This is a genomic window from Thetidibacter halocola (assembly GCF_018224955.1).
GTDB lineage: Bacteria > Pseudomonadota > Alphaproteobacteria > Rhodobacterales > Rhodobacteraceae > Thetidibacter > Thetidibacter halocola.
The window spans coordinates 231,740-257,075 of sequence record NZ_JAGTUU010000002.1 but is presented as its reverse complement, the minus strand read 5'-3'; the positions used below and the strand labels follow the sequence as shown (position 1 = coordinate 257,075).

20 protein-coding genes are annotated in these 25,336 nt (G+C 66.8%); 17 read left to right on the top strand and 3 right to left on the bottom strand.

The genetic code is table 11. From position 1 onward, the window contains the following. Positions 1–118: 118 nt before the first annotated feature. The 17 genes from dctP (at position 119) to KB874_RS05370 (ending at position 20,585) form a co-directional block, all read left to right on the top strand. On the top strand, positions 119–1,096 hold the full coding sequence (gene dctP, locus KB874_RS05450; RefSeq protein WP_212535546.1) for a TRAP transporter substrate-binding protein DctP: 978 nt from the start codon (positions 119–121) through the stop codon (positions 1,094–1,096). A 66-nt stretch (positions 1,097–1,162) separates the two neighbouring features. After that, positions 1,163–1,750 carry a TRAP transporter small permease subunit gene (locus tag KB874_RS05445; protein ID WP_212535545.1) on the top strand — a complete coding sequence of 196 codons (588 nt, stop codon included), beginning with the start codon at positions 1,163–1,165 and terminating at the stop codon, positions 1,748–1,750. Next, positions 1,750–3,066, top strand: coding sequence for a TRAP transporter large permease (locus KB874_RS05440; RefSeq protein WP_212535544.1), 1,317 nt, complete (start codon positions 1,750–1,752; stop codon positions 3,064–3,066). The genes KB874_RS05445 and KB874_RS05440 overlap by 1 nt, the downstream gene beginning before the upstream one ends. Then, complete coding sequence (locus KB874_RS05435; RefSeq protein WP_212535543.1) at positions 3,063–4,295, top strand: malonyl-CoA decarboxylase; 1,233 nt, start codon at positions 3,063–3,065, stop codon at positions 4,293–4,295. Before KB874_RS05440 ends, KB874_RS05435 begins: the two co-directional genes overlap by 4 nt. Positions 4,296–4,297: 2 nt before the next feature. Continuing rightward, positions 4,298–5,815 (top strand): malonate--CoA ligase, encoded by a 1,518-nt coding sequence (locus tag KB874_RS05430; protein WP_212535542.1) that lies wholly within the window; start codon positions 4,298–4,300, stop codon positions 5,813–5,815. A gap of 1 nt (position 5,816) precedes the next feature. Then, positions 5,817–6,800: an aldose epimerase family protein gene (locus KB874_RS05425; protein ID WP_212535541.1), complete on the top strand. Its 984-nt coding sequence runs from the start codon at positions 5,817–5,819 to the stop codon at positions 6,798–6,800. 104 nt (positions 6,801–6,904) lie between these two features. Continuing rightward, a complete protein-coding gene (locus KB874_RS05420) occupies positions 6,905–7,519 on the top strand; it encodes a DUF6931 family protein (RefSeq protein WP_212535540.1) in 615 nt (204 codons plus the stop codon). 62 nt (positions 7,520–7,581) lie between these two features. Next, positions 7,582–9,159: a type VI secretion system-associated FHA domain protein TagH gene (gene tagH / locus KB874_RS05415; RefSeq protein ID WP_212535539.1), complete on the top strand. Its 1,578-nt coding sequence runs from the start codon at positions 7,582–7,584 to the stop codon at positions 9,157–9,159. Between the two features lie 12 nt (positions 9,160–9,171). Then, a complete protein-coding gene (locus tag KB874_RS05410) occupies positions 9,172–10,494 on the top strand; it encodes a type VI secretion system protein TssA (RefSeq protein ID WP_212535538.1) in 1,323 nt (440 codons plus the stop codon). A 118-nt stretch (positions 10,495–10,612) separates the two neighbouring features. Further along, a complete protein-coding gene (gene tssB / locus KB874_RS05405) occupies positions 10,613–11,122 on the top strand; it encodes a type VI secretion system contractile sheath small subunit (protein ID WP_212535537.1) in 510 nt (169 codons plus the stop codon). Between the two features lie 34 nt (positions 11,123–11,156). Then, complete coding sequence (gene tssC / locus KB874_RS05400) at positions 11,157–12,659, top strand: type VI secretion system contractile sheath large subunit (protein ID WP_212535536.1); 1,503 nt, start codon at positions 11,157–11,159, stop codon at positions 12,657–12,659. 62 nt (positions 12,660–12,721) lie between these two features. Then, a complete protein-coding gene (locus tag KB874_RS05395; RefSeq protein WP_212535535.1) occupies positions 12,722–13,219 on the top strand; it encodes an Hcp family type VI secretion system effector in 498 nt (165 codons plus the stop codon). Positions 13,220–13,347: 128 nt separating this feature from the next. Continuing rightward, positions 13,348–13,974 carry a type VI secretion system baseplate subunit TssE gene (locus tag KB874_RS05390; protein ID WP_212535534.1) on the top strand — a complete coding sequence of 209 codons (627 nt, stop codon included), beginning with the start codon at positions 13,348–13,350 and terminating at the stop codon, positions 13,972–13,974. Next, on the top strand, positions 13,971–15,953 hold the full coding sequence (locus tag KB874_RS05385; RefSeq protein ID WP_212535533.1) for a type VI secretion system baseplate subunit TssF: 1,983 nt from the start codon (positions 13,971–13,973) through the stop codon (positions 15,951–15,953). Before KB874_RS05390 ends, KB874_RS05385 begins: the two co-directional genes overlap by 4 nt. Next, positions 15,950–17,359 carry a type VI secretion system baseplate subunit TssG gene (gene tssG, locus KB874_RS05380; protein ID WP_212535532.1) on the top strand — a complete coding sequence of 470 codons (1,410 nt, stop codon included), beginning with the start codon at positions 15,950–15,952 and terminating at the stop codon, positions 17,357–17,359. Before KB874_RS05385 ends, tssG begins: the two co-directional genes overlap by 4 nt. 31 nt (positions 17,360–17,390) lie before the next feature. Continuing rightward, positions 17,391–20,093 carry a type VI secretion system ATPase TssH gene (tssH, locus tag KB874_RS05375; RefSeq protein WP_212535531.1) on the top strand — a complete coding sequence of 901 codons (2,703 nt, stop codon included), beginning with the start codon at positions 17,391–17,393 and terminating at the stop codon, positions 20,091–20,093. A 24-nt stretch (positions 20,094–20,117) separates the two neighbouring features. Then, a complete protein-coding gene (locus KB874_RS05370) occupies positions 20,118–20,585 on the top strand; it encodes a hypothetical protein (RefSeq protein WP_212535530.1) in 468 nt (155 codons plus the stop codon). A gap of 130 nt (positions 20,586–20,715) precedes the next feature. Here KB874_RS05370 and KB874_RS05365 read toward each other — a convergent pair whose 3' ends face one another. The 3 genes from KB874_RS05365 to KB874_RS05355 are packed head-to-tail and all read right to left on the bottom strand — an operon-like array spanning position 20,716 to position 25,328. After that, the gene (locus tag KB874_RS05365) at positions 20,716–23,070 is read right to left on the bottom strand and encodes a peptidoglycan DD-metalloendopeptidase family protein (RefSeq protein WP_212535529.1); all 2,355 of its coding nucleotides are present in this window, start codon (positions 23,068–23,070) and stop codon (positions 20,716–20,718) included. 23 nt (positions 23,071–23,093) lie between these two features. Further along, positions 23,094–23,852 (bottom strand): hypothetical protein, encoded by a 759-nt coding sequence (locus KB874_RS05360; RefSeq protein ID WP_212535528.1) that lies wholly within the window; start codon positions 23,850–23,852, stop codon positions 23,094–23,096. Positions 23,853–23,897: 45 nt separating this feature from the next. Then, the gene (locus tag KB874_RS05355; protein ID WP_212535527.1) at positions 23,898–25,328 is read right to left on the bottom strand and encodes a hypothetical protein; all 1,431 of its coding nucleotides are present in this window, start codon (positions 25,326–25,328) and stop codon (positions 23,898–23,900) included. Positions 25,329–25,336 lie beyond the last annotated feature (8 nt).

Sequence of the window (25,336 nt, the reverse complement as noted above, 5' to 3'; positions counted from 1 at the left end):
TGGCTGGCGCAGCCTACAAGACTGCCATTCTTGTATACAAAACATTTGACCTGAAACACAAGCCATGACAGCAAGGGGCAGCATCCGAATCCGAATCGGACTGCCAAGGGAGGTAGATATGAAAAACGTGCTTATGGCGGCCGCGGCTGCCCTGATGGTGGGTGGTGTCGCCAGCGCCGAGGAATTGCGTCTGTCGCACCAGTTCTCGACCAGCGACGTGCGCCACAAGGTGGCCCAGATCGTGGCCGACGAGGTTGCCGCCGCGGGTGTCGATCTGGAGATCCAGATCTTCCCGTCCGAGTCGCTCTTCAAGGCGCGCGAGCAATACAAGCCGCTGTCGCGCGGCCAGGTCGACATGATCGTGTTCCCGCTGTCCTACGCGGGCGGCCTGCGCAACGCCTACAACCTGACCCTGATGCCCGGCCTGGTGAAGAATCATGACCACGCGGCGCGCCTCAACGAGTCGCCCTTCATGGAAGCCGTCGAGGGGATCATGGCCGAGGACGACATCATGGTCCTGGTGCACGGCTACCTGGCAGGCGGTTTCGCTGGCAAGGACAAGTGCATCGCGTCCCCCGCGGACGTGCAGGGCCTGCAGATGCGCGCCGCCGGCAAGTCGTTCGAGGAAATGCTGGCCGGTGCCGGCGCCTCGATCGCGTCGATGGCCTCGTCCGAAGTCTACAACGCGATGCAGACCGGCGTTCTGGACGCGGTGAACACCTCGTCCTCGTCCTTCGTCAGCTTCCGCCTGTATGAGCAGACCAAGTGCTTTACCCCGGCGGGCGACTATGCGCTGTGGTTCATGTATCAGCCGCTGATGATGAACAAGTCCAAGTTCGAAAGCCTGACCGAGGCGCAGCAGCAGGCCCTTTTGGCCGGTGCCGCCAAGGCCGAGGCCTTCTACCTGGAAGAGGCCAAGAAAGAGGACGCCGAGGCGGCCAAGGTCTTTGCCGACAATGGTGTCGAGATCGCCCAGATGACCGAAGAGCAGTTCAACGCCTGGCGGACGCTGGCGCAGGAAACGGCCTACAAGTCGTTCCTCGAAGGCGGCGCCGAGGGCCAGGCCCTTCTGGATCTCGCGCTGAGCGTCGAGTGATCCGCGCGCGGGCCGGGGAACACCCTGGCCCGCATCCCAATTCCCCGCACCGACCGAGAGGCACCGATGTCCGGTTCCGTCCATGCCACCGCCGCCGCGAAACACGGCGGCAACCCGGTTCTGCGCGCAATCGGCTGGCTCAGCCAGCTGTGCGGGATCGTGTCCGCGACGATGATCGTCGCCTCCGTCGCCATCACCTGCCAGATGATCTTCATCCGCTTCGTGCTGGAAGGATCGACCGTCTGGCAGACCGAGGGCGTCACCTACCTGATGATCGCCGCGACCATGCTGGGCCTGCCTTACGTCCAGTATCTGCGCGGCCACGTAAACGTCGACCTGCTGCCGCTGATGCTGCCGCCGCGCCTGCGCATGGCGCTGGCCGCCCTGGTGCTGACGCTGACGCTGGCGGTGGTGGGCCTCATGCTGTGGCACGGCTACGAGTTCTGGCACGAGGCCTGGGACTGGGGCGAGACCTCGAACACGCCGTGGAACCCCAAGCTCTGGGTGCCCTACCTGGCGCTGCCCGTGGGCTTTGGCATCTACGCACTGCAACTGGCCGCTGATTTCTACGCCATGGCCACCGGCATCGACCACCCGTTCGGGCTCGACCCTGACACAAGCCTGATCGACCACACCGCAGAAAGGGCCGACTGATGGATCCGCTGGTTCTGGGCGCGCTGGTCGCGCTGTTCACCATCCTCGTCCTGTTTTCCGGGATTTCCGTCGCCGCCGGCCTGCTGGTCGTTTCGGCGGGCTTCCTGATCGTCTTCGACGGGCTGCGTTCGCTGTCGCTGATGCCCGAGATCTTCTTCGGCAAGCTGGACAATTTCGCGCTGCTCTCGATCCCGATGTTCATCATCATGGGCGCGTCCATCGCCTCGACCCGCGCGGGCGCAGACCTCTATGAGGCGCTGGAGCGTTGGCTGACCCGCGTGCCGGGCGGCCTTGTCGTGTCGAACCTCGGCGCCTGCGCCCTGTTCGCCGCGATGAGCGGATCCAGCCCCGCAACCTGCGCCGCCATCGGCAAGATGGGCATCCCCGAGATGCGCAAGCGCGGCTATCCCGACGGCGTCGCCGCTGGGAGCATCGCGGCGGGCGGCACACTGGGCATCCTGATCCCGCCCTCGGTGACGATGATCGTCTACGGCATCGCGACCGAAACCTCGATCGGCCGGCTGTTTCTTGCGGGCGTGATTCCCGGCCTGCTGCTGGTGGGCCTGTTCATGGCCTGGTCGCTCTATTCGACGTGGCGCTCGGGCGACGCGCATGTGCTGTCCTCGGGCAGCTACACCTGGCGCGAAAAATTCGAGATCCTGCCGCGCGTCGTGCCCTTCCTGCTGATCATCATCGGCGTGCTCTATGCCATGTATGGCGGCATCGCCACGCCATCGGAAACCGCCGCGGTGGGCGCGCTGCTGTGCATCGTCATCGCCGTGGTGATCTACCGGCTGTGGAACCCGCGCGACCTGTGGGTGGTTCTGCGCGACAGCACGCGCGAGTCGGTGATGATCCTGTTCATCATCGCTGCCGCGGGCGTGTTCAGCTACATGCTGTCGAGCCTGTTCATCACCCAGGCGATCGCCGAATGGATCGGCACGCTTGACGTGAACCGCTGGGTTCTGATGGGCGCGATCAACCTCTTCCTGCTGGTTGCGGGCTTCTTCCTGCCGCCGGTCGCGGTGATCCTGATGGCTGCGCCGATCCTGCTGCCGATCATCACCACAGCCGGTTTCGACCCGATCTGGTTCGCGGTGATCCTGACGATCAACATGGAAATCGGCCTGATCTCTCCGCCGGTCGGCCTGAACCTCTATGTGATCAACGGCATCGCGCCGGACATCTCGCTGCGCACGATCCTCGTCGGCTCGCTGCCCTTCGTGCTGTGCATGGTTGTGGCGATCGTTCTGCTGTGCTTCTTCCCGTGGCTGGCGACCGGCCTGCCCGACATGGTGATGGGCCCGGTGCAATGAGCCTGTTCGCAGACATCCTGTCCACCGTGTTCGAGCGGCGTTACGTGCCGTTCGGCCTGGGCCGGGTGGACAGCCGCCCGTTGCCCGACCTGACCGCCGAACTGATCGGCGCCTCGGGCGAAGTGACGGGGCAGGCGGCGGCGCGCGCCATCCTGGATCGCTATGCCGGGATGGACGACGCGGCCAAGCGCGCCTTCTTCACCCACTTGGCAAGGGAACGCACCATCGACCCCGCTGCCCTGCGCGCCGCGCTAGAGGTCTATGAAAAGGGCGAGGACAAGGCGAGTTACCGCGCCCTGATGCAGGCCGCAGAGCCGCCCCGGCAGGAACTGATCCGCCGCCTCAATCAGGTGCCGGGCGCGACCCGCGCGCTGGTCGCCATGCGCGCCGACCTGCTGCGGCTGGGGCGGGGCGACGATGCGCTGATGGCGCTGGACATGGATTTCCGACACCTCTTTGCCAGCTGGTTCAACCGCGGCTTTCTGGTGCTGCGGCCGATCAGCTGGGAAAGCCCGGCGCATATCCTGGAAAAGATCATCGCCTACGAGGCCGTGCACGCCATCGACAGCTGGGACGACCTGCGCCGACGCCTGCAACCGGCGGACCGGCGCTGTTTCGCCTTCTTTCACCCCGCCATGCCGGATGAACCGCTGATCTTCGTCGAGGTCGCGCTGACCGACGGCGTGCCCGGCTCGATCCAGGCGCTGCTAGCCGAGGATCGCAAGGCGATGCACGCGAGGGACGCGAAATGCGCCGTGTTCTACTCGATCTCGAACTGCCAGGCGGGGCTGGCCAGCATCTCGTTCGGCAATTCGCTGATCAAGCAGGTCGCGGCCGACCTGTCCGCCGAACTGCCGGCGCTGAAAACCTTCGTCACGCTTTCGCCCATCCCGGGCCTGTCCCGCTGGATGGAGGCCGAAGGGTTGAAGGCCAAGGACGACGAGGCGCTCCGCCGCCTCGCTGCGCGCTACCTCGTCAAGGCCAAGCGCCCCGACGGCTCGCCGCTGGACCCGGTGGCGCGGTTCCACCTGGGCAACGGCGCGCAGGTGCACGCGGTCCATGCCGGGGCCGACACCTCGGACAAGGGGCGCAAGCAGTCTGGCGGGGCGATGGTGAATTACCTATACGACCTGTCGAAAGCCGCCCAGAACCATGAACGTTTCGCCACCGCGCAGGAGGTCGCCCAGTCGGCCGAGATCCGCGCGCTGGCCGCCGAAAAGGGACAGTGACGATGCCCAACCCGCTTTACGACCGCCTCTTTGGAAAACATGCCGGCCGGCAGGACGCCTTCCTGCACCGGCCGGGTGCCGAAGCGATCAGCTATGACGCCTTCCTGAAGATGGCCGCGCGGATCGCCCATGCGCTGACGGAATGCGGCTTGCAGCCCGGTGATCGCCTCGCCGTGCAGGTGCAGAAATCGCCCGAGGCGCTGGCGATCTACGCCGCCTGCGCGCAATCCGGCGTGATCTTTCTGCCGCTCAATACCGCCTACACCGTTGATGAACTGACCTATTTCATCGAGAACAGCGGCGCGAAACTGGTGGTCTGCGACCCCTCGGGCGCCGACGGGCTGCGCCCGGTGGCCCAAGGCCTTGGCGCACGGCTGGAGACGCTGGCCGCCAATGGCTCGGGCAGCCTGACAGACATCGCGGCGGGCCAGTCCGACGCCTTCGACACGGTAGATCGCAGCGGCGGCGACCTGGCCGCGTTCCTCTATACCTCCGGCACCACGGGGCGGTCCAAGGGCGCGATGCTGACGCAGGACAACCTGCTGTCCAATGCCGAGACGTTGGCGGAACACTGGCGCTTTTCCGACGCTGACATTCTGCTGCACGCGCTGCCGATCTTCCACACGCACGGGCTGTTCGTGGCGACCAACGTCACGCTGTCGGCGGGCGGGTCGATGATCTTCCTGCCGAAATTCGACCTCGACACGATCATCGCCGAGATGCCCCGCGCCACGACCATGATGGGCGTGCCGACCTTCTACACCCGCCTGCTGGACGATCCGCGCTTTACCCGCGATTTGACCGGTCACATGCGTTTGTTCATCTCGGGGTCCGCGCCGCTGCTGGCCGAAACGCACATCCGGTTCGAGGAACGCACCGGCCACCGCATCCTCGAACGCTACGGGATGACGGAAACCAACATGAACACCTCGAACCCCTATGACGGCGAGCGCCGCGCGGGCACCGTGGGCTTCCCGCTGCCGGGCGTTGACCTGAAGATCACCGACCCGCAGACCGGGGCGACCCTGCCGCAGGGCGCAGTCGGCCAGATCGAGGTGCGCGGCCCCAACGTGTTCAAGGGCTACTGGCAGATGCCGGAAAAGACCGCCGCCGAACTGCGCGCGGACGGGTTTTTCATAACCGGCGATCTTGGCCGGATCGACGAGGACGGATACGTCGTGATCGTCGGCCGCAACAAAGATCTCATAATCTCGGGCGGCTACAACATCTATCCCAAGGAAATCGAACTGGTTCTCGACGACCAGCCCGGCGTGATGGAATCCGCCGTGGTCGGCGTGCCGCACCCGGATTTCGGCGAAACCGTGCTGGGCGTATTGGTGGCGGAACCGGGTGCGACGCCCGACCTGGACGCGATCCAGAAAGCCGCCTCGCAGAGGCTTGCGCGGTTCAAGCATCCCCGCAAGCTGATCGTGGTGGACGAGTTGCCGCGCAACACGATGGGCAAGGTGCAGAAGAACATCCTGCGCGACCGCTACAAAGACCTGTTCGCGCCCGCCTGACATGACTGATCGCTTCGGCACCGCCCCCGATGGCAGCCCGGTTCAGTGCGTGCAATTGCGCGCGGACTGGGGAAATGCGGCGGTGATGACCTGGGGCGCCAGCCTTCAGGACTTCCGGCTAAGCGCGGTCGATCGCAGCCTGCTCCTGGGCAGCCCTGACTTCGACGCCTATCCGCAGGCGATGCGCTATTACGGCGCCATTGTCGGCCCGGTGGCGAACCGCATCGCGGGCGGGCGCTTTACACTGAACGGGCAGGTTTGCGAGCTGGACCGCAACGAGGGCGGCGCCACCACACTGCATGGCGGATCAACGGGCCTCTCACAGCGGAACTGGCGGATCACCGAGGCGTCCGAAACCAGCGTGACGCTGGAGATCGACCATCCGTACGGGCTGGGCGGCTTTCCCGGCCCGATCGCGGTGTCGGCGACCTATGCGCTGCGCGACGAGGCCACGCTGGAAATCACGATTCGCGGGCAGGCGGCCGCGCCCTGCCTGTTCAACCCGGCGTTCCACGGATACTGGAACCTCGACGGCACGGCAGACCTGTCGCGCCACAGGCTGACGATCCATGCCGACCGTTACCTGCCCGTCGATGCGCGGATGATCCCGACCAACCCGGTGTCGCTGGACGGCAGCGACTTCGACCACCGCCAACCTCGCGCGCCGCATCCCGACGTCGATCACAACTTCTGCATCGCCGAAACGCGCGGGCCTCTGCGGCCCCACGCGGTGCTGGAGGCAGGTGGCATCCGGATGGACCTGCAATCGACCGAGCCGGGACTCCAGGTCTATTCCGCCGCCCGGATGGACACCGCGCCCTGGCCCGGCCACACGGGCCGCCCCTATGGCCACAACGCCGGGCTGGCGCTTGAACCGCAGGGCTGGCCCGACGCGCCGAACCGCGCCGATTTCCCCCCGGTCCGGCTGGAGCCCGGTGCGAACTATATCCAGCAAAGCCTGTTCCGCTTTTCTCGCACCGCCTGACGGCCCTTTTCCGCCTCATATCTTTGACAGCGAACAGTCGCGGGGCTTGATCCGGACCCGCAGAAGCTGTTGACCTGATGTCAAACAGCGGAAACAGTCATGTCATGGCCAGCGAATTCGACGATCAGGCCGCCTTGGCGGACAACGAGGACGGCGGCGAAAAGACCCAGCCGCCCGTTTCGGCCCTGCGTTTCGACACGCCGGCCGAGCTGTATGCCGGATTGCCCCGCGTCCGCGGCATGACCCAGCACCGCCCGCGCGAGGGCGAACGCAACATCGACTACCTGCAGCGCCTGCGCGGGTCCACCACGCCGGAAGAGGCGGTGACCTTCACCGCCTTCGCGCTGGTGCCCAAGATGGCGATCTGGTGGGGCTATGAATGCCTGCGCCTGTCGAGCGACGACCTGTCGGCGGCGGATCGCGAGCTGATGGAACTGGTGGCGACCTGGATGACCAACCCGGATTCGGAAAACCGCTTTCGCGCGATGCGCACCGCGCTTTACGCGAGGTCGCGCACGCCGCAGGTCTTCCTCGGGCTGGCGGTGGGCTGGTCCGGCGGGCCGATCGCGCCGAACGATCCGGCGCAGGTGCTGCTGCATCGCGCGCCACAGGCGATCAACTCGGCCGTCCTGTCCAGCCTCGCCCGGGCAGACATGAGCCAGCGCCCGGTCCGGCTGGCGCGCTTCATCGACCAGGCCGCGGCCTTGTTCCGGTTCTGAACAGACGACGGACCCTCGCCGGGAAAGGCCAACCCGGCGCCCGTCATGCACAACGAGCGGCGATGACACTTGTATTGAGAATCGAGAACTTCGACCAGCTGGACAACGGCGGACCCACCTGGATCCGGCTGGAGTATCATGGCGCCAGCGTCGGGCGACGCGGCGGGATGGACTGGGTCCTGCCCGACCCGTCCAAGACCATCTCGGGGCACCATTTCGACATCAGCTACCAGGACGGCGCCTACTGGATCACCGATGTCTCGACCAACGGCACCTATCCGCATGGCCAGCGCCACCGGCTGGCCGGGCCGCTGCGCCTCGGCGGGGGCGAACGCTTTGTCGTTGGGCATTACATCATCCTCGCCGAACTGCATGTCAGCAATCTTGCGCCCGAGCCCGAGCCGGAACCGATCCCGGTCGCGCCCGCGATGCCCTATGCGCCAGAGCCGCCCATGCCCATGGACGAGCCCGAAGACCCGTGGGACGCGGTAGGCGGCCCCCTCGACCCGGTCGAGACGAAGCAGCGCCCGGGCGGCCTGTCGCGCCCCCGGGTCGATGACGCGGGCAGCGCCTTCATCCCCGTGCAGCGCCCCGGCGTGCAGAGCGCCCCGACGCAGGGTGGCACTTCGGGCCTCCAGGTGCCGCGCTTTCCGCAGGGAGGCTTGCCTCGCCATTCCGGCATCCAGGCGCCGGAATGGACATGGGGGCCCGCCCCGTTGGAACCGTCCACGCCGCAACCGCCCTTCGTTCCCGAACCGCCGCCGGCACCGTCGGAACCGCCCTATGTGCCGCAGTCGATCCCGCAGGCGCCGGCACCGCCGAACGACCCATACGCCCGCGACCCCGCACCCGATCACCGCTCGATTCCGCCGCAGCCCCCCGCGGAACCCCGTGCGGTGCCGCAACCCTCGCTGGAACCCTACCGGCCCGCACCCCGCCCGCCCGAGGTTTCGGCCCCGCCTTACAGCCCACCTCCGGCACCGAGGCCGCGACCGGAGGCCGGGCAACCACAGGCGCCGCGCCCCGGTGTCGGCGGCGGCGATGCGCAGGCCGCGTTGCGCGCCTTTTGCGAGGGCGCCGGCCTCGACCCGTCACTGGCGGCAAACGCCAACAGCGCTGAGGTGATGTTCGACCTGGGCCGCAGCCTGCGCGGAGCGGTCGACGAGATCATGCTGATGCTGCGCTCGCGCGACGACGTGAAGGCCTTCACCCGTGGCGGCACCCGCACCATGCTGAGTGCGACGGCCAACAACCCGATGAAATTCCTGCCCGATAGCCTCGAGGCGCTGGAGGCGATGTTCTTTTCGCCGCGCCCCGGTTTCATGGACGGGCCCGAGGCCTTTGACGACGCGCTCAAGGACGTGCGCCTGCACCAGGAGGCGATCTTTCGCGCCCTGCAACCGGCGCTGCGCGAGGTGTTCAAGGGCCTGTCCCCGGACGAGATCGAGGCCGCCGCCGAAGGGTCGGGCAACCTGCTGGGCGGCGGGCGCAAGGGGCGTCACTGGGGACTGTATGTCGAACGCTGGGACGCCAAGGCACAGGTTGGCGAGAACGGCATCCTCGATGCGTTCCTCCAGGCCTTTGCCCGGACCTATGCGCAGGCCAGCGCCCGCGACGGCAGCGATGGCAAGAAAGGCTGAGGAGGCAAGGGCATGAAGATCGAACCCCTTCTGGAACCCGTCTCGGCCGAGGCGCCCTGCGGCGAGGACCTCAAGAAAAGCCGCGATGCGGGCTTCATGGACATCTACCTCGCCTCGAACGGGCGCCTGCCGAAACAGTATGTCATGCGCGGCGGGGTCGGGAACGAGGTCGGCGATACGTTGCTCGACCGGTCCGAGATCAACTTTCGCACCGAGGCAAAGTCGCTGGACGATCTGCTGCTGCGCAGCCGCGACCTGCGCTACCTCGTGCTGCGGGCGCAATGGGCAGCGCTGACCGCGAACCTGCCCGAACTGGCCGACACGATCGCGGCCTGCGCTGCGCTGCTAGAGACCTTCGGCCCGGCCGTGCAGCCGGAAAAGCCCGACGAACGCAAACGCGCCCTGAACGGGCTGAGCAACCTGCACACGATGGTCCTGCCGCTGCAATTCCATGGCCTGACCGGCACCACCGACGTGACCCTGCGCAAGATCCGCGTCGCGCGCGAGGAATCCACGCCGTTCAGTTTCGAGGAAGACATCAAGCTGCAACCGCTGCTGGATGCGCTGCGCTCCGAGGCGAATGCAAAGGCCGTCACGCAAACGCATGAACAACTCGTCCGGTTGCGCGACGGACTGACCCGACTGGCAGCAGCCTGCAAGTCAGAGGGCGGCGGCAATTTCACGCCCGACCTCTCGGGCGTCGCCGATACCGTCCGCCAGATGCTGGCCGCCATCTCGGAGGTCCGCAGCGACCTGCATGCCGCGGCACCCGAACCGCAGGCCGACGCCGGGCCCAGGGACGAGTCCAGGGCGGACGCGCCCGGCGACGCGCCGGCGGCCGCCCCGGCCAGGGTGGCCGACCTGCCCGGCCCCAAGGTCGTCAGCCAGGCCCATGCCCGTCGCCTGCTGGAGGCCTGCGAAGCCTATTACCGCCGCAACGAGCCCTCGTCGGCGGCGCTTCTGCTGGTCACGCAGGCGCGCCTGCTGATCGGCCGCCCGCTGATCGAGGCGATCGAGACCCTGATGCCGGAAAAGGCCGGTTCGGCGCGCATCAGCCTCGGCCCGGGCGGCTTCCTCCTGGGCATGGACCGGCTGCGGGGACTGACGAGCGCCGCCGACGAGGCGCAGGACGCGGCGCCAGAGCCCGATCCCGGCCCCGAAATCAGCGTGACCAGTTCGACCGAGGCCGCCGCGGCGCTGCGATCCGTCGAGGAGTGGTTCCGCGCCGTGGAACGGTCCAGCCCCGTGCCGATGCTGCTGGCGAGGGCGCGCGGATACCTGAACCGCGATTTCCAGTCGATCCTGGACGAGCTTCTGCCCGACCCCGAGGGATGAGGCGCGGCGCGGAGCACTTAGGGAATCCCTGACCCTACCCCTCAGGATCGTTGACTCAAGGTAAAATTGGCGGTTTCATTCCTTTAGATTGAGAAATTTCCGACTTCAGGAGTTACGCATGGCCGCCGATTCAGGGTCTGGATACATCAAGCGCAACCGGCCGCCGCGGGTCCAGATCGCCTATCAGGATCCCTATGACAGCGAAAAGATGGTCGAACTGCCGTTCGTCATGGGCGTCATGGCGGACCTGTCCGGTAACAACCCCGGCGTCGACAAGGAAGACGTGGGCGAACGCGAATTCCGCCCTGTCACCAAGAACACGCTCGACGATCTCATGGCCTCGGTCGAGCCCGGGCTCAGCCTGACGGTCGACAACCGCATCGACACCGAGGCCGGCGACAAGCTGGGCGTGGAACTGCGGTTCTCCAGCATGAAGGATCTCGAACCGACGCAGATTGCCCGGCAGGTTCCGGCGATGAAGAAGCTGCTGGAAGCGCGCGAGCACCTGGCAGAACTGAAGCGCTACCTGAACTCGAAGCCCAAGGCGCAGGCGCATGTCAAACGCCTTCTGGAAGACCCCGAGTTGCTGCGCGCGCTCGCCGGACCGGCCGACAAGGACGCGGAATAGGATCGCCCGGACGGGCACAGGGAGACGATAGACCATGGCGAACGATGCCCTGAAAGACCAGCAATCCACCGCGGCGAGCGTTCAGGAACAGGTCCGCGACCTGTCGGAATTCGCGGATATCCTCAAGCAGGAGATCAAGCCCCGCACCGACGAGGGCAAGAAGGCCGTCGACAGCGCCCTTGCCGCCCTGGTGGGAGAGGCGATGGCCGACCAGGTCGAGTTCGACGGCAACGTGCTGGCGCGCATCGACTCGATCCTCGCGCGGCTCGACAAGAAGCTGACCGACCAGACCAACGCGATCCTGCACGACCCGACCTTTCAGGAGTTCGAAAGCACCTGGCGCGGCCTGGCCTACACGCTGCGCAACTCGGAAACCGACGCCAGCCTTCAGGTCAAGGTGCTGAACATCTCCAAGGAAGAACTGTCGGACATGGCCATCGACTATGCCGACGACGACTGGGAACAGTCGCCGTTGCACAAGCTGGTCTATGAACAGAACCTCGGCACGCTGGGTGGCATGCCTTTCGGCACGCTGGTCGGCGACTACTATTTCGACCATGGCTCGGCCGACGTGAACACGCTGCGCTTCATGGGCAAGATCTCGGAGGCGTCGCTGGCGCCGTTCATTTCGGGCACGGCGCCGACTCTGTTCGGACGTGACAGCTGGAACGAACTGACCGAGATCCCCGACCTTGGGGAGTTGTTCATCAACGCCGAATACGCCCAGTGGAACAGCCTGCGCGACAGCGAGAACGCGCGGTTCCTCGCGATGGCCATGCCGCGCGCGATGGCGCGCCAGCCTTATGGCCCGGGCTCGACCTCGGTGGTCAAGGAGTTCGACTTCGTCGAGGAAACCGACGGCCACGAGGGCAACATGTATGGCTGGATGAACGCGGCCCACGCGATGGCCGTGAACATCAACCGCGCCTTCAAGGAACACGGCTGGACCGTGCGCATCCGCGGCGTCACCTCGGGCGGCGAGGTCACGAACCTGCCGATCCACCTTTTCGACAGCGGCGATGGCACCAAGGACATGAAGTGCCCGACCGAGATCTCGATCACCGACCGGCGCGAGGGCGAACTGTCGAAGGCCGGGATCATGGGTCTGATCCACCGCAAGAACACCGACAAGGCAGCCTTTATCGGCGCCCAGACACTGTACAAGCCCAAGCAGTATGTCGACGACGCGGCAACCGCATCCGACAACATGTCGTCGCGCCTGCCCTACATCTTCGCCGTCTCGCGCTTCAGCCATTATTTGAAGGCCATGGTGCGCGACAAGATCGGTCAAAGCCCCACCCGCGCCCAGCTGGAAAGCGATCTTCAGGCGTGGATCAACAAGTATGTGACCGGCAACCCCGAAAGCGCGACCGAGATGGAGAAGGCGAAGAAGCCGCTGGCCGGGGCCAAGGTGCAGGTGATCGAGGACGAATTGAACCCCGGTTACTACACCGGCAAGTTCTATCTGAAACCGCATTTCCAGATGGAGGGCATGGATATCGGGATGAGCCTGGTTTCCAAGCTGCCTGCCAAGTGAATTGATACTACCGTCCGAAGGACAGCAAAGGACGGGACAAGGCGCCAAGAGGAGAGTGAGCCATGGCAATTGATTGTTTTCTGAAGCTGGACAACGGAATCAAGGGCGAGTCGCAGGACGACAAGCACAAGGAATGGATCGATGTGCTCAGCTGGAGCTGGGGCATGAGCCAGTCCGGCACGACGCACATGGGCATGGGCGGCGGCGGCGGCAAGGTCGACGTCGCGGACATCGCCCTGACCAAGTATGTCGATGCCGCGACGCATGATCTGATCAAGCGCTGCTGCTCGGGCGAGCACATCAAGTCGGGCCAGCTGATCGTGCGCAAGGCCGGTGGATCGGCGCCGGTCGATTACCTCAAGATCGATATCGAGGACATCATGATCACCTCGTATCAGACCGGTGGCATGAAGGACGGGCTCGACCGCGTGCAGGAAAGCCTGACGCTGAACTTCCGCCGGTTCGAGGTGACCTACACCATGCAGGACGCCAAGGGCGGCCCGGGCCCCGAGAGCCAGGCCGGCTGGGAAGTCGCAGAGAACAAGCCCTGGAGCGCATGAGCGTCCCAAGGCAGGCCGCTTGAAACTGGGCATGGGGTGGTTCCGGCCACCCCCTGTCCGTGCCGACATTCGGCCCCGCGGGCGCGTCCAGTGCCGCGCCCGTCCGGCCACGCTGCAAGGGCGCGCGCATGGCAGAGAAGGACGTCGCAGAGACCGGCCCCGACCGCAGGCTCTGGCGCAAGGAAGATCGCGCCAAGGTCTCGATCATGCAGATCTTCCGCTCGCGCTATGACGAGAACCGCCCGCTGGACGGCGACACGACGATCACGCCGCGTATCCGGCTGGCCGACGGCGTGACAGAGGAGCAACTGCGCGATCACATCGAGGCCGATCTCAGCGCGCTTTTGTCCACGGTCCGGCTGGATGCATGCTATCAACTGAAGGAAACCGACGAGGGGCGCACGCCCACCCGGTTCGAGGCCAAGACCCCCTGGGACAAGACCTATCCCGAGCTGGCCCGCTCGATCCTGAACTACGGGTTCTGCGATCTCAGCGACATCACCCAGCACGACTTGCAGAAACAGGACATCGTCAAGCTGATCCGCCAATCCCTGGTCGACCACGAACCGCGTCTGCTGGCCGATTCGATCCGCATCAAGGTGACGACCGAGGATGGCGGCCGCGCCCAGCGCCTGTCCCTGTTCGTCGAGGCCGACCTGATGGGCGATCCCGTGGACATCCCGCTGGATTTCGATGCCGAGGTCGATCTCGGCGCCGGCAAGCTGCGCATGTCCAAGCTGCGGGTGCAGATGTGAAGAAGGCCTTTCGAGACGCCTATAACCGCGAACTGGCCCTGCTGCGCGAGCGGGCCGCCGAATTCGCCCGCGACTATCCCGGCCTTGCCGACCGGCTGGGCGGGCTGCTGGAGGAGAACCTCGATCCGACGGTCGCCGGCCTGCTGGAGGGCAGCGCCTTTCTGGCCGCCCGCGTCCAGCTGAAGCTGGAGGAGGAATTCCGCGGCTTCACGCGCGAGATGCTGGACCAGCTCCTGCCCGGCCTGATGGAGCCCGTGCCCCCCGCGATGATGGTCGTGGCCCGCCCTCCCCACGCCGATGCCGACCTGGTCAACGGCGTGCACTTCAAGCGCGGCGACCTGATCGAGGCAGTCTATCGTGTCGAGGAAAAGCGCGTCCCGGTGCGGTTTTCCCTCTGCGCGCCGCTCAGCCTGTGGCCGCTGGCGCTGACCGAGTTGCGCTACCTGACGACCAAGGGACAGATCGGTGTCTACCGCCCGGAGGTGCTGGACAAGGCGCGCGCCGGCCTGATGCTGGAACTGGCGCGCGTCGGCCTGACCGGCGAGGCTGACGACAGCGCGCCCCTGACAGACCTGCGCGCCGATGCGCTGACCTTTCATTTCGCCGGTCCGATGGAAGAGGCGGTGCCGCTGTATGAACAGATCCACGCCCGCCGCCTGCGCGTCACGCTACGCTGGGATGGCGGGCAGGGCATGGTGCACCAGACCCTGCCGCCCGACGCGATCGAGGCCGTGGGGTTCGGCCCGCGCGAGGGGCTGTGTCCGCAGGACGCCATCCGCACCGACCTGGACACAGAAGACGAGGCCCTGCTGCCCCGCGACGACCGGCTGTTCCGTGGCTTTGCCCTGCTGCGCGAGGCCTTCATCTATCCGCGCCGTCTGCTCGGCTTTCGCATCAAGGGCCTGCGCGAGATCTGGCCACGCCTCCGCGCCGCCCGCGTTCAGATCGTGGTCGAGTTCGACGCGCTCGACCACCGCCTGCAATCGCAGCTGGAAGCCTCTGATATCGTGCTGCATGCCGCGCCCGCGGTGAACCTGTTCATCGAGGATGCCAGCCCGAAGCGGCTGGACCGGGCCTCGTACGAGTTCAACATCACGCCGCTGTCCAGCCCGCTGACGCACTATGAATTCCACCGCGTCACCGACATCTGGGCGCATTACCAGGGCGCCCAGACCCGCCGCCGGGTGAACCCGCTCTACGGCCTGCCGGAAGGGGCGGAAAACCCGCGTCATGCGTTGTATTTCACCCAGCGCCGCAAGCCCCGACGCCGCACCGAAAGCGAGATCCGGCAGGGCGTCTCGCGCGAGCAATACCTTGGCACGGAAACCTTCGTCTCGCTCTACGAGCCGCCGGGCAGCGGCACGGTGCAACGGCTCGAGGCGCGCGGCTGGTGTTCCAACCGCCATCTCGCCGATCCGCGATCCAAGGTGATCCGGCAGGGACGCGACGATTTCTATTTCTGCGACCAGCGGGAAATCGCGCTGGCCTGTTTCGATGGCCCGACCCAGCCGCGCGACTCGCTGGCCGATCTCGAAAGCGGCGCACCGCACCGCACCCGCGCGGGCGACATCTATTGGCGGCTTTTGAGCCACCTGTCGCTGAACGCCTATGGCGTGACCGGCAGACCCGGCGCTGCCCCCGCCGCCGCGCTGCGCGAGATGCTGATGCTCTTCGCCGACCTGTCCGACAGCGTGACCGAAACCCAGATCGCCGGCATCCAGGACATGACGACAGAGCCCGAGACGGGTTCCATCCCGCATCCCGAAGGCTACCTGACCGCCCGCGGCCTGCGCATCACCGTGACCTTCGATGAAGAGGCGTTCGACGGATCGGGGATCATGCTGCTTGGCACGGTGCTGGATCGGTTCTTTGCCGATTACGCGGCGGTCAACAGTTTCACGCGGACGGTGATCCGCAGCCTGCAACGGGGCGAGGTGCATGCCTTTCCCCGCCGGCTCGGCAACGGGCGCGTGTTGTGAGCGGCGATGACGACATGATCTGGCCGGGCGAGGCACCCGCGCCCGAGGACGACGACAAGACCGTCATCCTGCCAATGCCGGTGCTGCCCGACCCACCCGTCGCGCCGACATCGGGCACACCCGAGGATGAAGGGCCCGAGGACCCCTTGTTCCTGCACGGCTTTGCCGGGCTCTTGCGGCAGGCCGCGCGGCACATGGGCGACGGCCCGCTGCATCCCGCGACGCTGGCGCGCCTGGCCACCGACACCGCATCGCTGCATCGTTATCCCGAACGCGCCCTACCCACGCCCGACCTGCGCGCGCTCTATGAATCGCTGATCGCCGATACTGACGATCTGGCGGAACCGATCTATGTCCCGCCCCTGCCCGAAAAGACGCCCGACCGCGAGGCGCAGGAACGCGCGGCGCGCGGCATCGGCCTGTTCGCGCTGCTGCGGCATTACGAACGCCACGCCGGCGACAAGCCGCGGATCGGACGAAACCTGCGCCTGCGCGATGCGCTGGTGGCGCTGGGCCAGGACCCGTTCCTGATGACGCCCGCGGGCGACCTGGCGCGGTTCGATCCCGGCGCCGCCCCGCCGATGGTGCGGGCGCAGGTCCTGGGCTTCTTCGGCCCCTTCGGCGCCCTGCCGCTGAACTGGAGCGAGGAGATCGCGCGCTGGTTCCGCAACGGGGACGAGGCCTTTACCGCCTTTGCGGACATCTTCACCGCCCGCTTCCAGGAGTTGTTCTTTCGCACCTGGTCGGACGCCCATGCGATCACACAGTTCGATCACCCGACCGATGACCGGTTCAGGACCTACCTTCTGTCGGTCATGGGTAACGGCACGGCGGCGATGCGCGACCGCGACGGCCTGCCCGACACGCTGCGCGCGGGCATGGCCGGGCTGGCGGCGGGCGCGGTCAAGAGCCCGGTGCGCCTGCAACAGATGCTCTCGCGGCATTTCCGCGGCAAGGCGCAGGTCGATATCGAGGAGATGGTGCCCAGCTGGCTGGAGTTCGAGTCCGACGCACAGAACCGTCTCGGGATGCGCTCGGCCACGCTGGGGCGCGACATGTTCCTGGGCGCGCGGGTTCGGTCGGTGTCGGAACGCATCCGCCTGCACCTGCATGTCGCGCGGATCGAGGACTACTTCAACTTCCTCCCCGGCAAGCCGGATCACGAGCATCTACGCGCCATCGTCTTCTGGTATCTCGGCCTCGCCTTCGAGGTCGAGCTGGTGCTCTGGCTGCCGCGCCCACAGATCAGCCCCGCCGTTCTGGGCAAGACCGCGCAGCTGGGCTGGATGGCCTGCATCGCGCCGCAGCCGGGAAACCCGGATCACCTGGTTCGGGCCACCGCCTTCGTTTTGAAACCGCCCCCGCCCGACGATGGCGAGGGCGCCGCATTCGACCGGGCGGCCTGACACGCCCGGCATACCCAAGGACGACAGGGACATGCAGACCATTCCGATCACCACATTCGTCTACAAGATGAACAAGGTGGGGTTTTCCGCCTTCGAGGGTGCGATCCGCCGCGCGCGCGACGACGACCGCAGCGAATACGTGGAACTCGGCCACTGGCTGTTCGAGGCGCTGTCAGATCAGGACAGCGACCTCTCCGCCACGCTGCGCGGCATGGGCCATGACCGGGGCACCGTGCTCAAGGACATCGCCGACGCGCTGCGACGCTTGCCGAAACGCGAAGGCGGCAAGCCCGGGATTTCCTCTGTCATGCGCGATGCGTTCGAGGCGGGATGGGTGCAGGCCACGCTGACCTTCGGCGAGGTGCAGTTGCGCAGCGGCCATATCCTTGTCGCCGCCCTGTCCGACCCGCGCCTGCGCAACGAACTGGAGGGCTACAGTCCCGTCTTTGCCCGGCTCGACCCCGAACAGATCGCCGCCGAGGCGCAGAGCCTGTGGAAGGAGACGATCGAGAACACGACCCGCCCACAGGACGCAGGCGACCCCGGTGCACCGCGTGCCGCGCAGGGCTCGGGCGCGCTGGATCGCTTTGCCGTCGACATGACGGCGCAGGCGCAGGCGGGCAAGTTCGACCGCATCGTCGGCCGCGACGACGAGATCCGGCAGGTAATCGACGTTCTGCTGCGCCGCCGCCAGAACAACCCGATCCTGACGGGCGAGGCCGGGGTAGGCAAGACGGCGGTGGTCGAGGGCTTTGCCCAGCGCCTGGCCGAGGGCACCGTGCCGCCCAAGCTGCACGGCACGAAACTCTACATGCTGGACATCCAGGCGATGCAGGCCGGTGCGTCCATGAAGGGCGAGTTCGAGCAGCGGCTGAAATCGGTGATCGACGACGTGCAGGCCAGCGCCACACCGATCATCCTGTTCATCGACGAGGCGCATACGTTGATCGGCGCGGGCGGCGCCGCCGGAACGGGCGACGCCGCGAACCTGCTGAAACCGGCCCTGGCGCGCGGCACGCTGCGGACCATCGCGGCGACGACATGGAGCGAGTACCGCCAGTATTTCGAAAAGGACCCGGCCCTGACCCGCCGTTTCCAGCCCGTCACAGTGGATGAGCCCAGCGTGGATCGCTGCTGCTACATGCTGCGCGGCGTCATGGGCCCGATGGAGGCGCATCACAACGTGCGGATTTCCGACGAGGCCATCGTCGCCGCCGTGTCGCTGTCGCACCGCTATATCCCCGCGCGGCAACTACCGGACAAGGCGGTGTCGCTACTCGACACCGCCTGCGCCCGCGTCGCCGTCAGCCAGGCAGCACTGCCCGCCCGGATCGAGGACACGCGCGAGGCCATCGCCGCGCTGGATGCCGAGATCATGGCCAAGCAGGCCGAACGCGACCTCGGCGAGACCAACGAGGACCGCATCGCCGAAGCGCAGGCGGAAAAGTCGGAACTGGAGGTGAAGCTCGCCGATTTGGAGGCCAGCCACGCCCGCGAAAAGGCGCTGGTCGACCAGGTGATCGCCCTGCGCAAGGCCATCGCCGTGGCCGAGGGCCGGGCGCCCGAGGCCGTAGCCGATGCCCGGCCCGCCGAGCAGGAAGAGGCCGCCGACGCGCTGGCCGAGGCCCAGGGCGACAGCACCGACCCGGAAAAGGCGCGCGCAGAAATGCGCGCCGTCATGGCCGATCTCGAAGCCGGCAATCCGGACGACCGCATGGTTTACGCCCATGTCGACGCACAAGCGGTGGCCAGCGTCATCAGCGACTGGACCGGTATCCCGGCGGGCCGGATGGTGCAGGACGAATTGCAGGCGGTTCTGAACCTGTCGGACCACCTGCGAGAGCGCGTCATCGGCCAGGACCACGGGCTTAAAGCCATCGCCAAGCGGATCGAGACGAACCGCGCGGGGCTCTCGAACCCCGAGAAACCCATCGGCGTCTTCATGCTCTGCGGCCCGTCGGGCGTCGGCAAGACGGAAACCGCGCTGGCACTGGCCGAGCAGCTGTATGGCGGGCAGGACAACGTCATCACCATCAACATGAGCGAATACCAGGAGGCGCATACCGTCTCGCTGCTCAAAGGCGCGCCTCCGGGCTATGTCGGCTTTGGCGAGGGCGGGCGGCTGACTGAGGCGGTGCGGCGCAAGCCCTACTCGGTCGTGTTGCTGGACGAGGTCGAAAAGGCGCACCCGGACGTGCACGAGCTGTTCTTCCAGGTTTTCGACAAGGGCGTGATGGAGGACGGCAACGGCCGCCGGATCGATTTCCGCAACACGCTGATCCTGCTCACGTCCAACGTCGGCACGGATGTCATCATGGACATGGCCGAAAGCGGCGAGAAAGAGGTGGGTGTCGACGCGCTGGAAGCGGCACTGAAGCCCGAGCAACTGCGCGTCTTCCCGCCCGCGCTGCTGGGCCGGATCGTCTCGATCCCCTATTTCCCGCTGTCGAAAGAGGTGCTGGGCGGCATCGCCCGTCTGAAACTGGGTTCTGTCGCGCGGCGGCTGAAAACGGCGCATGACGCGGCGCTGGTTTATGACGACGCGGTGATCGACCACATCGTCAGCCTCTGCCGCGACCCGGATTCGGGCGGGCGGATGATCGACAACGTCATCACGAACTCCATCCTCCCCGAGATGTCACGCCAGGTTCTGGGCCGCATGGTCAGCGGAGAGGCGCTGCGCGAGGTCAAGGTTTCGGTGACGGACGGGGTGTTCGGGTATGAGTTTGGGTAACCCTGCATTGGAGGTTTAGGAACAATGTCCAATTCTGACATGATGGAATGGATCGAAGTCACGAAATTCCAGAGAAAGATTGGTGCAATCGGTTTTCTCGAGGGTAAGGCCGTCGCGGTTGTCGCCTACTACGACGATCGCGATGGAAACATGGACGGCAAGGTATCCATCGGTGAGCGGATTGCATCCTTCGTTTCGCCCATCAGCATCGAAGGCTCGGCTGTCACCGAGGTCGCCATGTCCGCACGCTTTGACATGGATGTTATCGAGAGGGATGCATCCTTCGGAAACATGGCCGTCAACATGTGGCTGAATTTCGCGCGCGGCCTCGTCCTCGACGGTATTTATGCCGTCTATTTCTCACGCGGAATCAAGACGGTTGGCAAAGGGGTCGCGTCCACCATCACGAAGAACGCAGTCAAGGAGTTCGTCATCCGCAAGGGTTTCGAGAAAGCGGTCAAGGAAGCCTTCCAGGAAGCAGTGAACCGTTGAGCTGCAGGGCACGACGTTCCAAGGGAAATCAGGCTTGCGCGGCAACAACGAACGTCACGGCCAAAGCGTGCTGACAACGATTGACGGTTGTTGAACGCAGCCAGGTCTTTGGCCGCCTCAACCGAGCCCGCTAGACCCCCTCCAACACCGCATCCACCGCTTCCCTGAACGCCTTCGCCTCCGCCGACACCACCACCGGCGCGGCAACAGGCCCGTTCGTCACCGCGACCGCGCCTTTCTTGCCCGACATCTTGCGGTCCGACCATGCCACCATGTCGGCCACCGTCATGTTGCGCAGGAAGGGGTTGGCGTTGACCACGCCCGCGCCCATGACCTCCAACACAGAAGCATTGGGATCGGCGCCCAGCGCCGTCGCAGCCCCGGCAGGTCCCAGGAAATGCGCGAGATACAGCGTGCCGGCGCGGATCGGGCGGCCCCGAGCGCGCAGGAAAGACTCGTTCTCGCGGGCGAGGTTGCGCACCATCTCACGGCTCAGCGCCGGGTCGAAGCGCAGGTTCAGCAACTCGGCCTGCGACATGCTGCGGAACAGGTCGGGCCGGTAGTCGCGCATCATCCGCAGCCAGGTCGAGTTGATGAACTGCCCCAGACCGGTTGCCGAGGACAGCGGGTTCTTGGCCGTGGCGTTGCCGCCGCTCTCGACCTTGATGATCTGGTTGACCAGCGCCTCGACTGCCTCGCTGCCCGCCTGCCCGCCATCGGATACCACCCCCACCGCCCGCCAGGTCAGCGGATCGACCGGCGCACCGGCGATGTGCAATTCGAAATGCAGGTGCGGGCCGGTGGAGCGACCCGTCGTACCGACGAACCCGATCACCTGCCCGGCCTGCACCGCCTGCCCCTGCTTCAGCCCCTCGGCAAAGGCGTTCAGGTGGGCATAGCGCGTCTGCGCCCCGTCGGCATGGTCGATATAGACCACGTTTCCATAGGCCCCGCCGTCGCCGACGAAACGAGCCGTCCCGGCCAGAGCGGCGCCCACCGGCGTGCCCGTCGGCGCCGCCCAGTCGACGCCGTTGTGGTTGCGCACCTGTTTCAGGATCGGGTGATGCCGCGGGCCAAAGCCCGAGGTCTTGACCCCCTTGACCGGCACCACCATGCCACCGCCCAGCCCGCCGACAGCGCCGCCACCGCCCCGCCCGGAAAAGTCGAAACAGGCGAACCCGCCCCGGTTCGGCAGCGGCAGGACGTAACAGGGCATCTCGCCAGACGGCCCTTCGAGACCGGCGAACAGGATCTGGCCCACGCCCTGCCCTTCCGACCCCGGCTCTGACGCATAGAGCAGGGTCAGACGGTCGCCCGGATTGGCGAAACGGTCTAAATCGTAGGGCTTCGACAACGCGACGATCAGCTCGCCCACCAGACGCGTCGAGAGCCCGGCTGACAACCCGGCGGAATAGACCGCGTCGATCAGGCGGATATCGGTGCGCGTCGCCTTTTCCTGACGCATCCGCCCGGCATGGTTCAGCAGGTTGTCGGCGAACCACGGATCGGCGCCGGGCTCGTACCGGCCGAACCCCGTCTGCACCAGCGTGCCGAGATACCCCTCCAGCCGGTAGAGCGACATCTGCAACAACACGCGCCCCTCGGGGTCGGGGCGGCTGCGCAGCGCCAGCACGGCGCCCGCATCCAGCGTGGCGGGCGCGGCGATCAGGCGGGCGGCGGCGGCGGTGATCTCGGTCGCGGCCTCGGGCGAAAACCCCGCCTCGACCACCAGTTCGGCCAACTGGCGCTCGTGGGTGACTGCGATGATGTCATCCTCGTACAGCGCGCTGCGCCGTTCCTCACGCAGGGCCAGCGCGGTGCTGGTGGTGTTTTCGATCCGAGTCTCGACATAGACGGCGGTGCCCGCCTCGGCACCTGTCTGCACATCGGCATCGGCGTCGGCGGAGATGAAATCGCCCCAACTGCTGTCCTCGGCCACGGCGATCGTTGTGCCCGCATCCACCGGCGCCTGTGGCAGCGCGGGAAGGCCCTGCTGCATTGCGGCGATGCCCTGGCTGCGCTGTGCCTGGAAAAGGGCGAAATCCGCGCTGCTGGAGGGCAGGACCACCTGCACCCGCTGATCCCGCGCGATCAATTCGCTGCGCAGTACGGTCAGCCGCTCTGGCCCGGGCAGGCCGACGCGGGCGGGCTCGAACCCCTCGGCGGGGCCGGGCAGGCTGCGGGTCTGGCCGGCATCGCCCTCGCCCAGCCGCAGGATCATCGGATCGGTCTGGATGTCGGCCGAGGGCAGCGGCGCCAGCCGTTCGATCCCGACGCTGTCAGCCTCTTCGGTCTGGATCATCGCGAAATCGTCATCCGGCAGATCGGCCTCGGGCGCGCCACGGCCCAGCACCAGCCAACCGCCCAGGCCCGCCGAGACCACGATCGCCGCAAGCGCGATCCCGCGCCGGATCCGCCTCTGGCGCTGGCGCCGCCGCGCGGTCGCGCCGCTGTTGCGAAAGGCTGGGTCGACCTCGATTGCCATGCCCGGACGCCGCGCCCCGCCCGTTAGCGCGACACGCCGATACCGACGCCGCCGAAGGTCAGGCTCAGGCCGGTACGCGGCGCCGGTTGCGGCGCAGGGGCCGGAGTGGGAGCCGGTGTGCGGGTGGCGGTGGTCTGTCGCGGTGGCGTCGACCGCGTCGAGTTGGTGCGGGCAGGCTGCGTCACCCGCGCCGGGGCGGCAACGGGCGCCGGACAGCGGATGTCGTCCCGCTGGACGATCTGGCGGAACAGAGCCATGTCTGCGGTCAGCGTCACCGGATCCTGACCGAGCTCATCGAAATACCGCCGCGCCGCCGAAACAGAGCCATTGCCCCATTGCCCGTCGATCCGCAGGCTGTAGCACCCCATCAGCTGCAATTCCTCCTGAAGCGCAAAGGCCAGCCGTGCATCGGGAGGATCGAACACCCCCGCCTCCAGCAGGGAGGCGAACAGGTCCGGGTTCTGATCGCGCACCGCGCGCCGCGCCTCGCGGTCGTCCCAGGCGATGATCGGCACCGGGTCGTCAGGTTTCGACAGGACCTGGCCCGGTTCATTAACCCCCTCGATCAACCCCACAAGGACCGAGGGCTGAGGCAAGCCGCTGGTCAGCGGCATCACTGCCCGCCGCGCCGGCGGCACCTGGGCAAAAACCACCGCCTGCACATCGGGCGCGAGGGCGGTCGCGGGCGGCGGGGGAAGTTCGACCGGCAGCAACAAGGGCCCGTCCTGCGCCGTCACCGCGGCGGGCAGGGCGATCAGCAGGGCGAGAGCGGCCTTGCGCATGGGATCCTTCCTTGTTGCAGGGGCGGAGCGAACCGCCCCGGCCGGTCACCGCAAGCCGATGCCGACCCCGAATTTCGTCGTGGGCTTGGCAGCCGGTTTCGGCTCTGCCCGTGTCACGACCGGCTTCGGCGCGGGCTTGGGTGTTGCACGGCTGCCGGTGTTCGCGCGGTTGGTGACTGCCGGGCGCGGCGTACGCACCGTCGCCGCAGCGACCACCGGGCATTCGACGTCGTCCCGCCGCACAAAGGTGCGGAACAGGTCAAAGGTCGGCTCCAGCGCGGGCTGTGGCATGTCCGCGGCGTCAAAATAGCGTTTGACACCATCTTGCGACCCCTTACCCCAATCGCCGTCGATACCCCGATTGTAGCACTGCATCCGGGTCAGTTCGGTCTGCAACGCGACCACCAGTTCGCCCTGTGGCGGATCGAAGGCGCCACCATCGACCAGCGTCTGGAACAGCGCGGCATTCTCGGCCCGCAGCAGACGGCGCGTGTCAAGATCGTTCCAGGTGATCGAGGGCTGCCTGTCATCCTCGGCGGGCGGCGGGGCGTCATCTTTCAGCGCGGCATCGGTCAGACCGGGCACCAGGCCCACCATGATCGATGGCTGCGGCAGACCAGAGGTCAGGGGTTGCGCCACCAACTGCGTCGCGGGCAGCGATGCAAACACGATCACCGCCTCGCCTTGCGTCGGGTCGGCGAGGTCAGGCTCTGGCGGCGGCAGCTCGACCGGCAACAGAAGCGGACCAGCCGACGCCTCGGCGACAGGCAGGATCTGCGCGCTCGCCGGTTCGCGCGGCGCACCCAGCAGCAGCGGCCCTGCATCGGCGCCGACGCGCGGAAAACCGTCGAGCAGAGCCAAAACATCCTGTCCGGCCAGGTTCTGCCCGGACAACGTCGCCAGCCGGTCGGTCAGGCGCGCACCGTCACCGGGGCAGGCGCCGTCAGGCGACGCGCTGGCAACGACCGTCACGGCCAGCCCCTCGGGCGGTTGCGGAACCACGGGAGAGGATGGGTCTGCCGCGCGCTTGGCGCAATTCTCCAGCAGGATCACCAGGTCTTGCGTGCCTCCCTCGGCCAGCGCGGTCAGCACCGCCTCCATCGGCAGCGACCCTTCCGCCAGCCGCAGCCGCCCTGCATCGCCGGGACCGGCATGGTAGAGAAGGACACGCGGCGCGCCCTGCGCGGCCGCGAGGCCCGCCTCGAACGCTGCGGGATCGCTGTCGCGCAGCATGGCGCGCGGTTCTACGCCGCCCTGTTCCAGGAAGGCACCGGCATGAAAGGCATCGGAAAACGCGCTTTGCGCGCCCGGCCCGGACTGGCCGGAGACAAGAGCAACCCATGCTTCCGTCGGCTGGGCGTGCACCGACGCAGCGGAAAGACCGACAAGGAGGACAAAGGGCGCAAGACCGCGCATGGAACACCTATCGAACAACGCAATGACCTTGGCCGCATCATAGCCCGACTGGCTCTGCATGTTGAGTC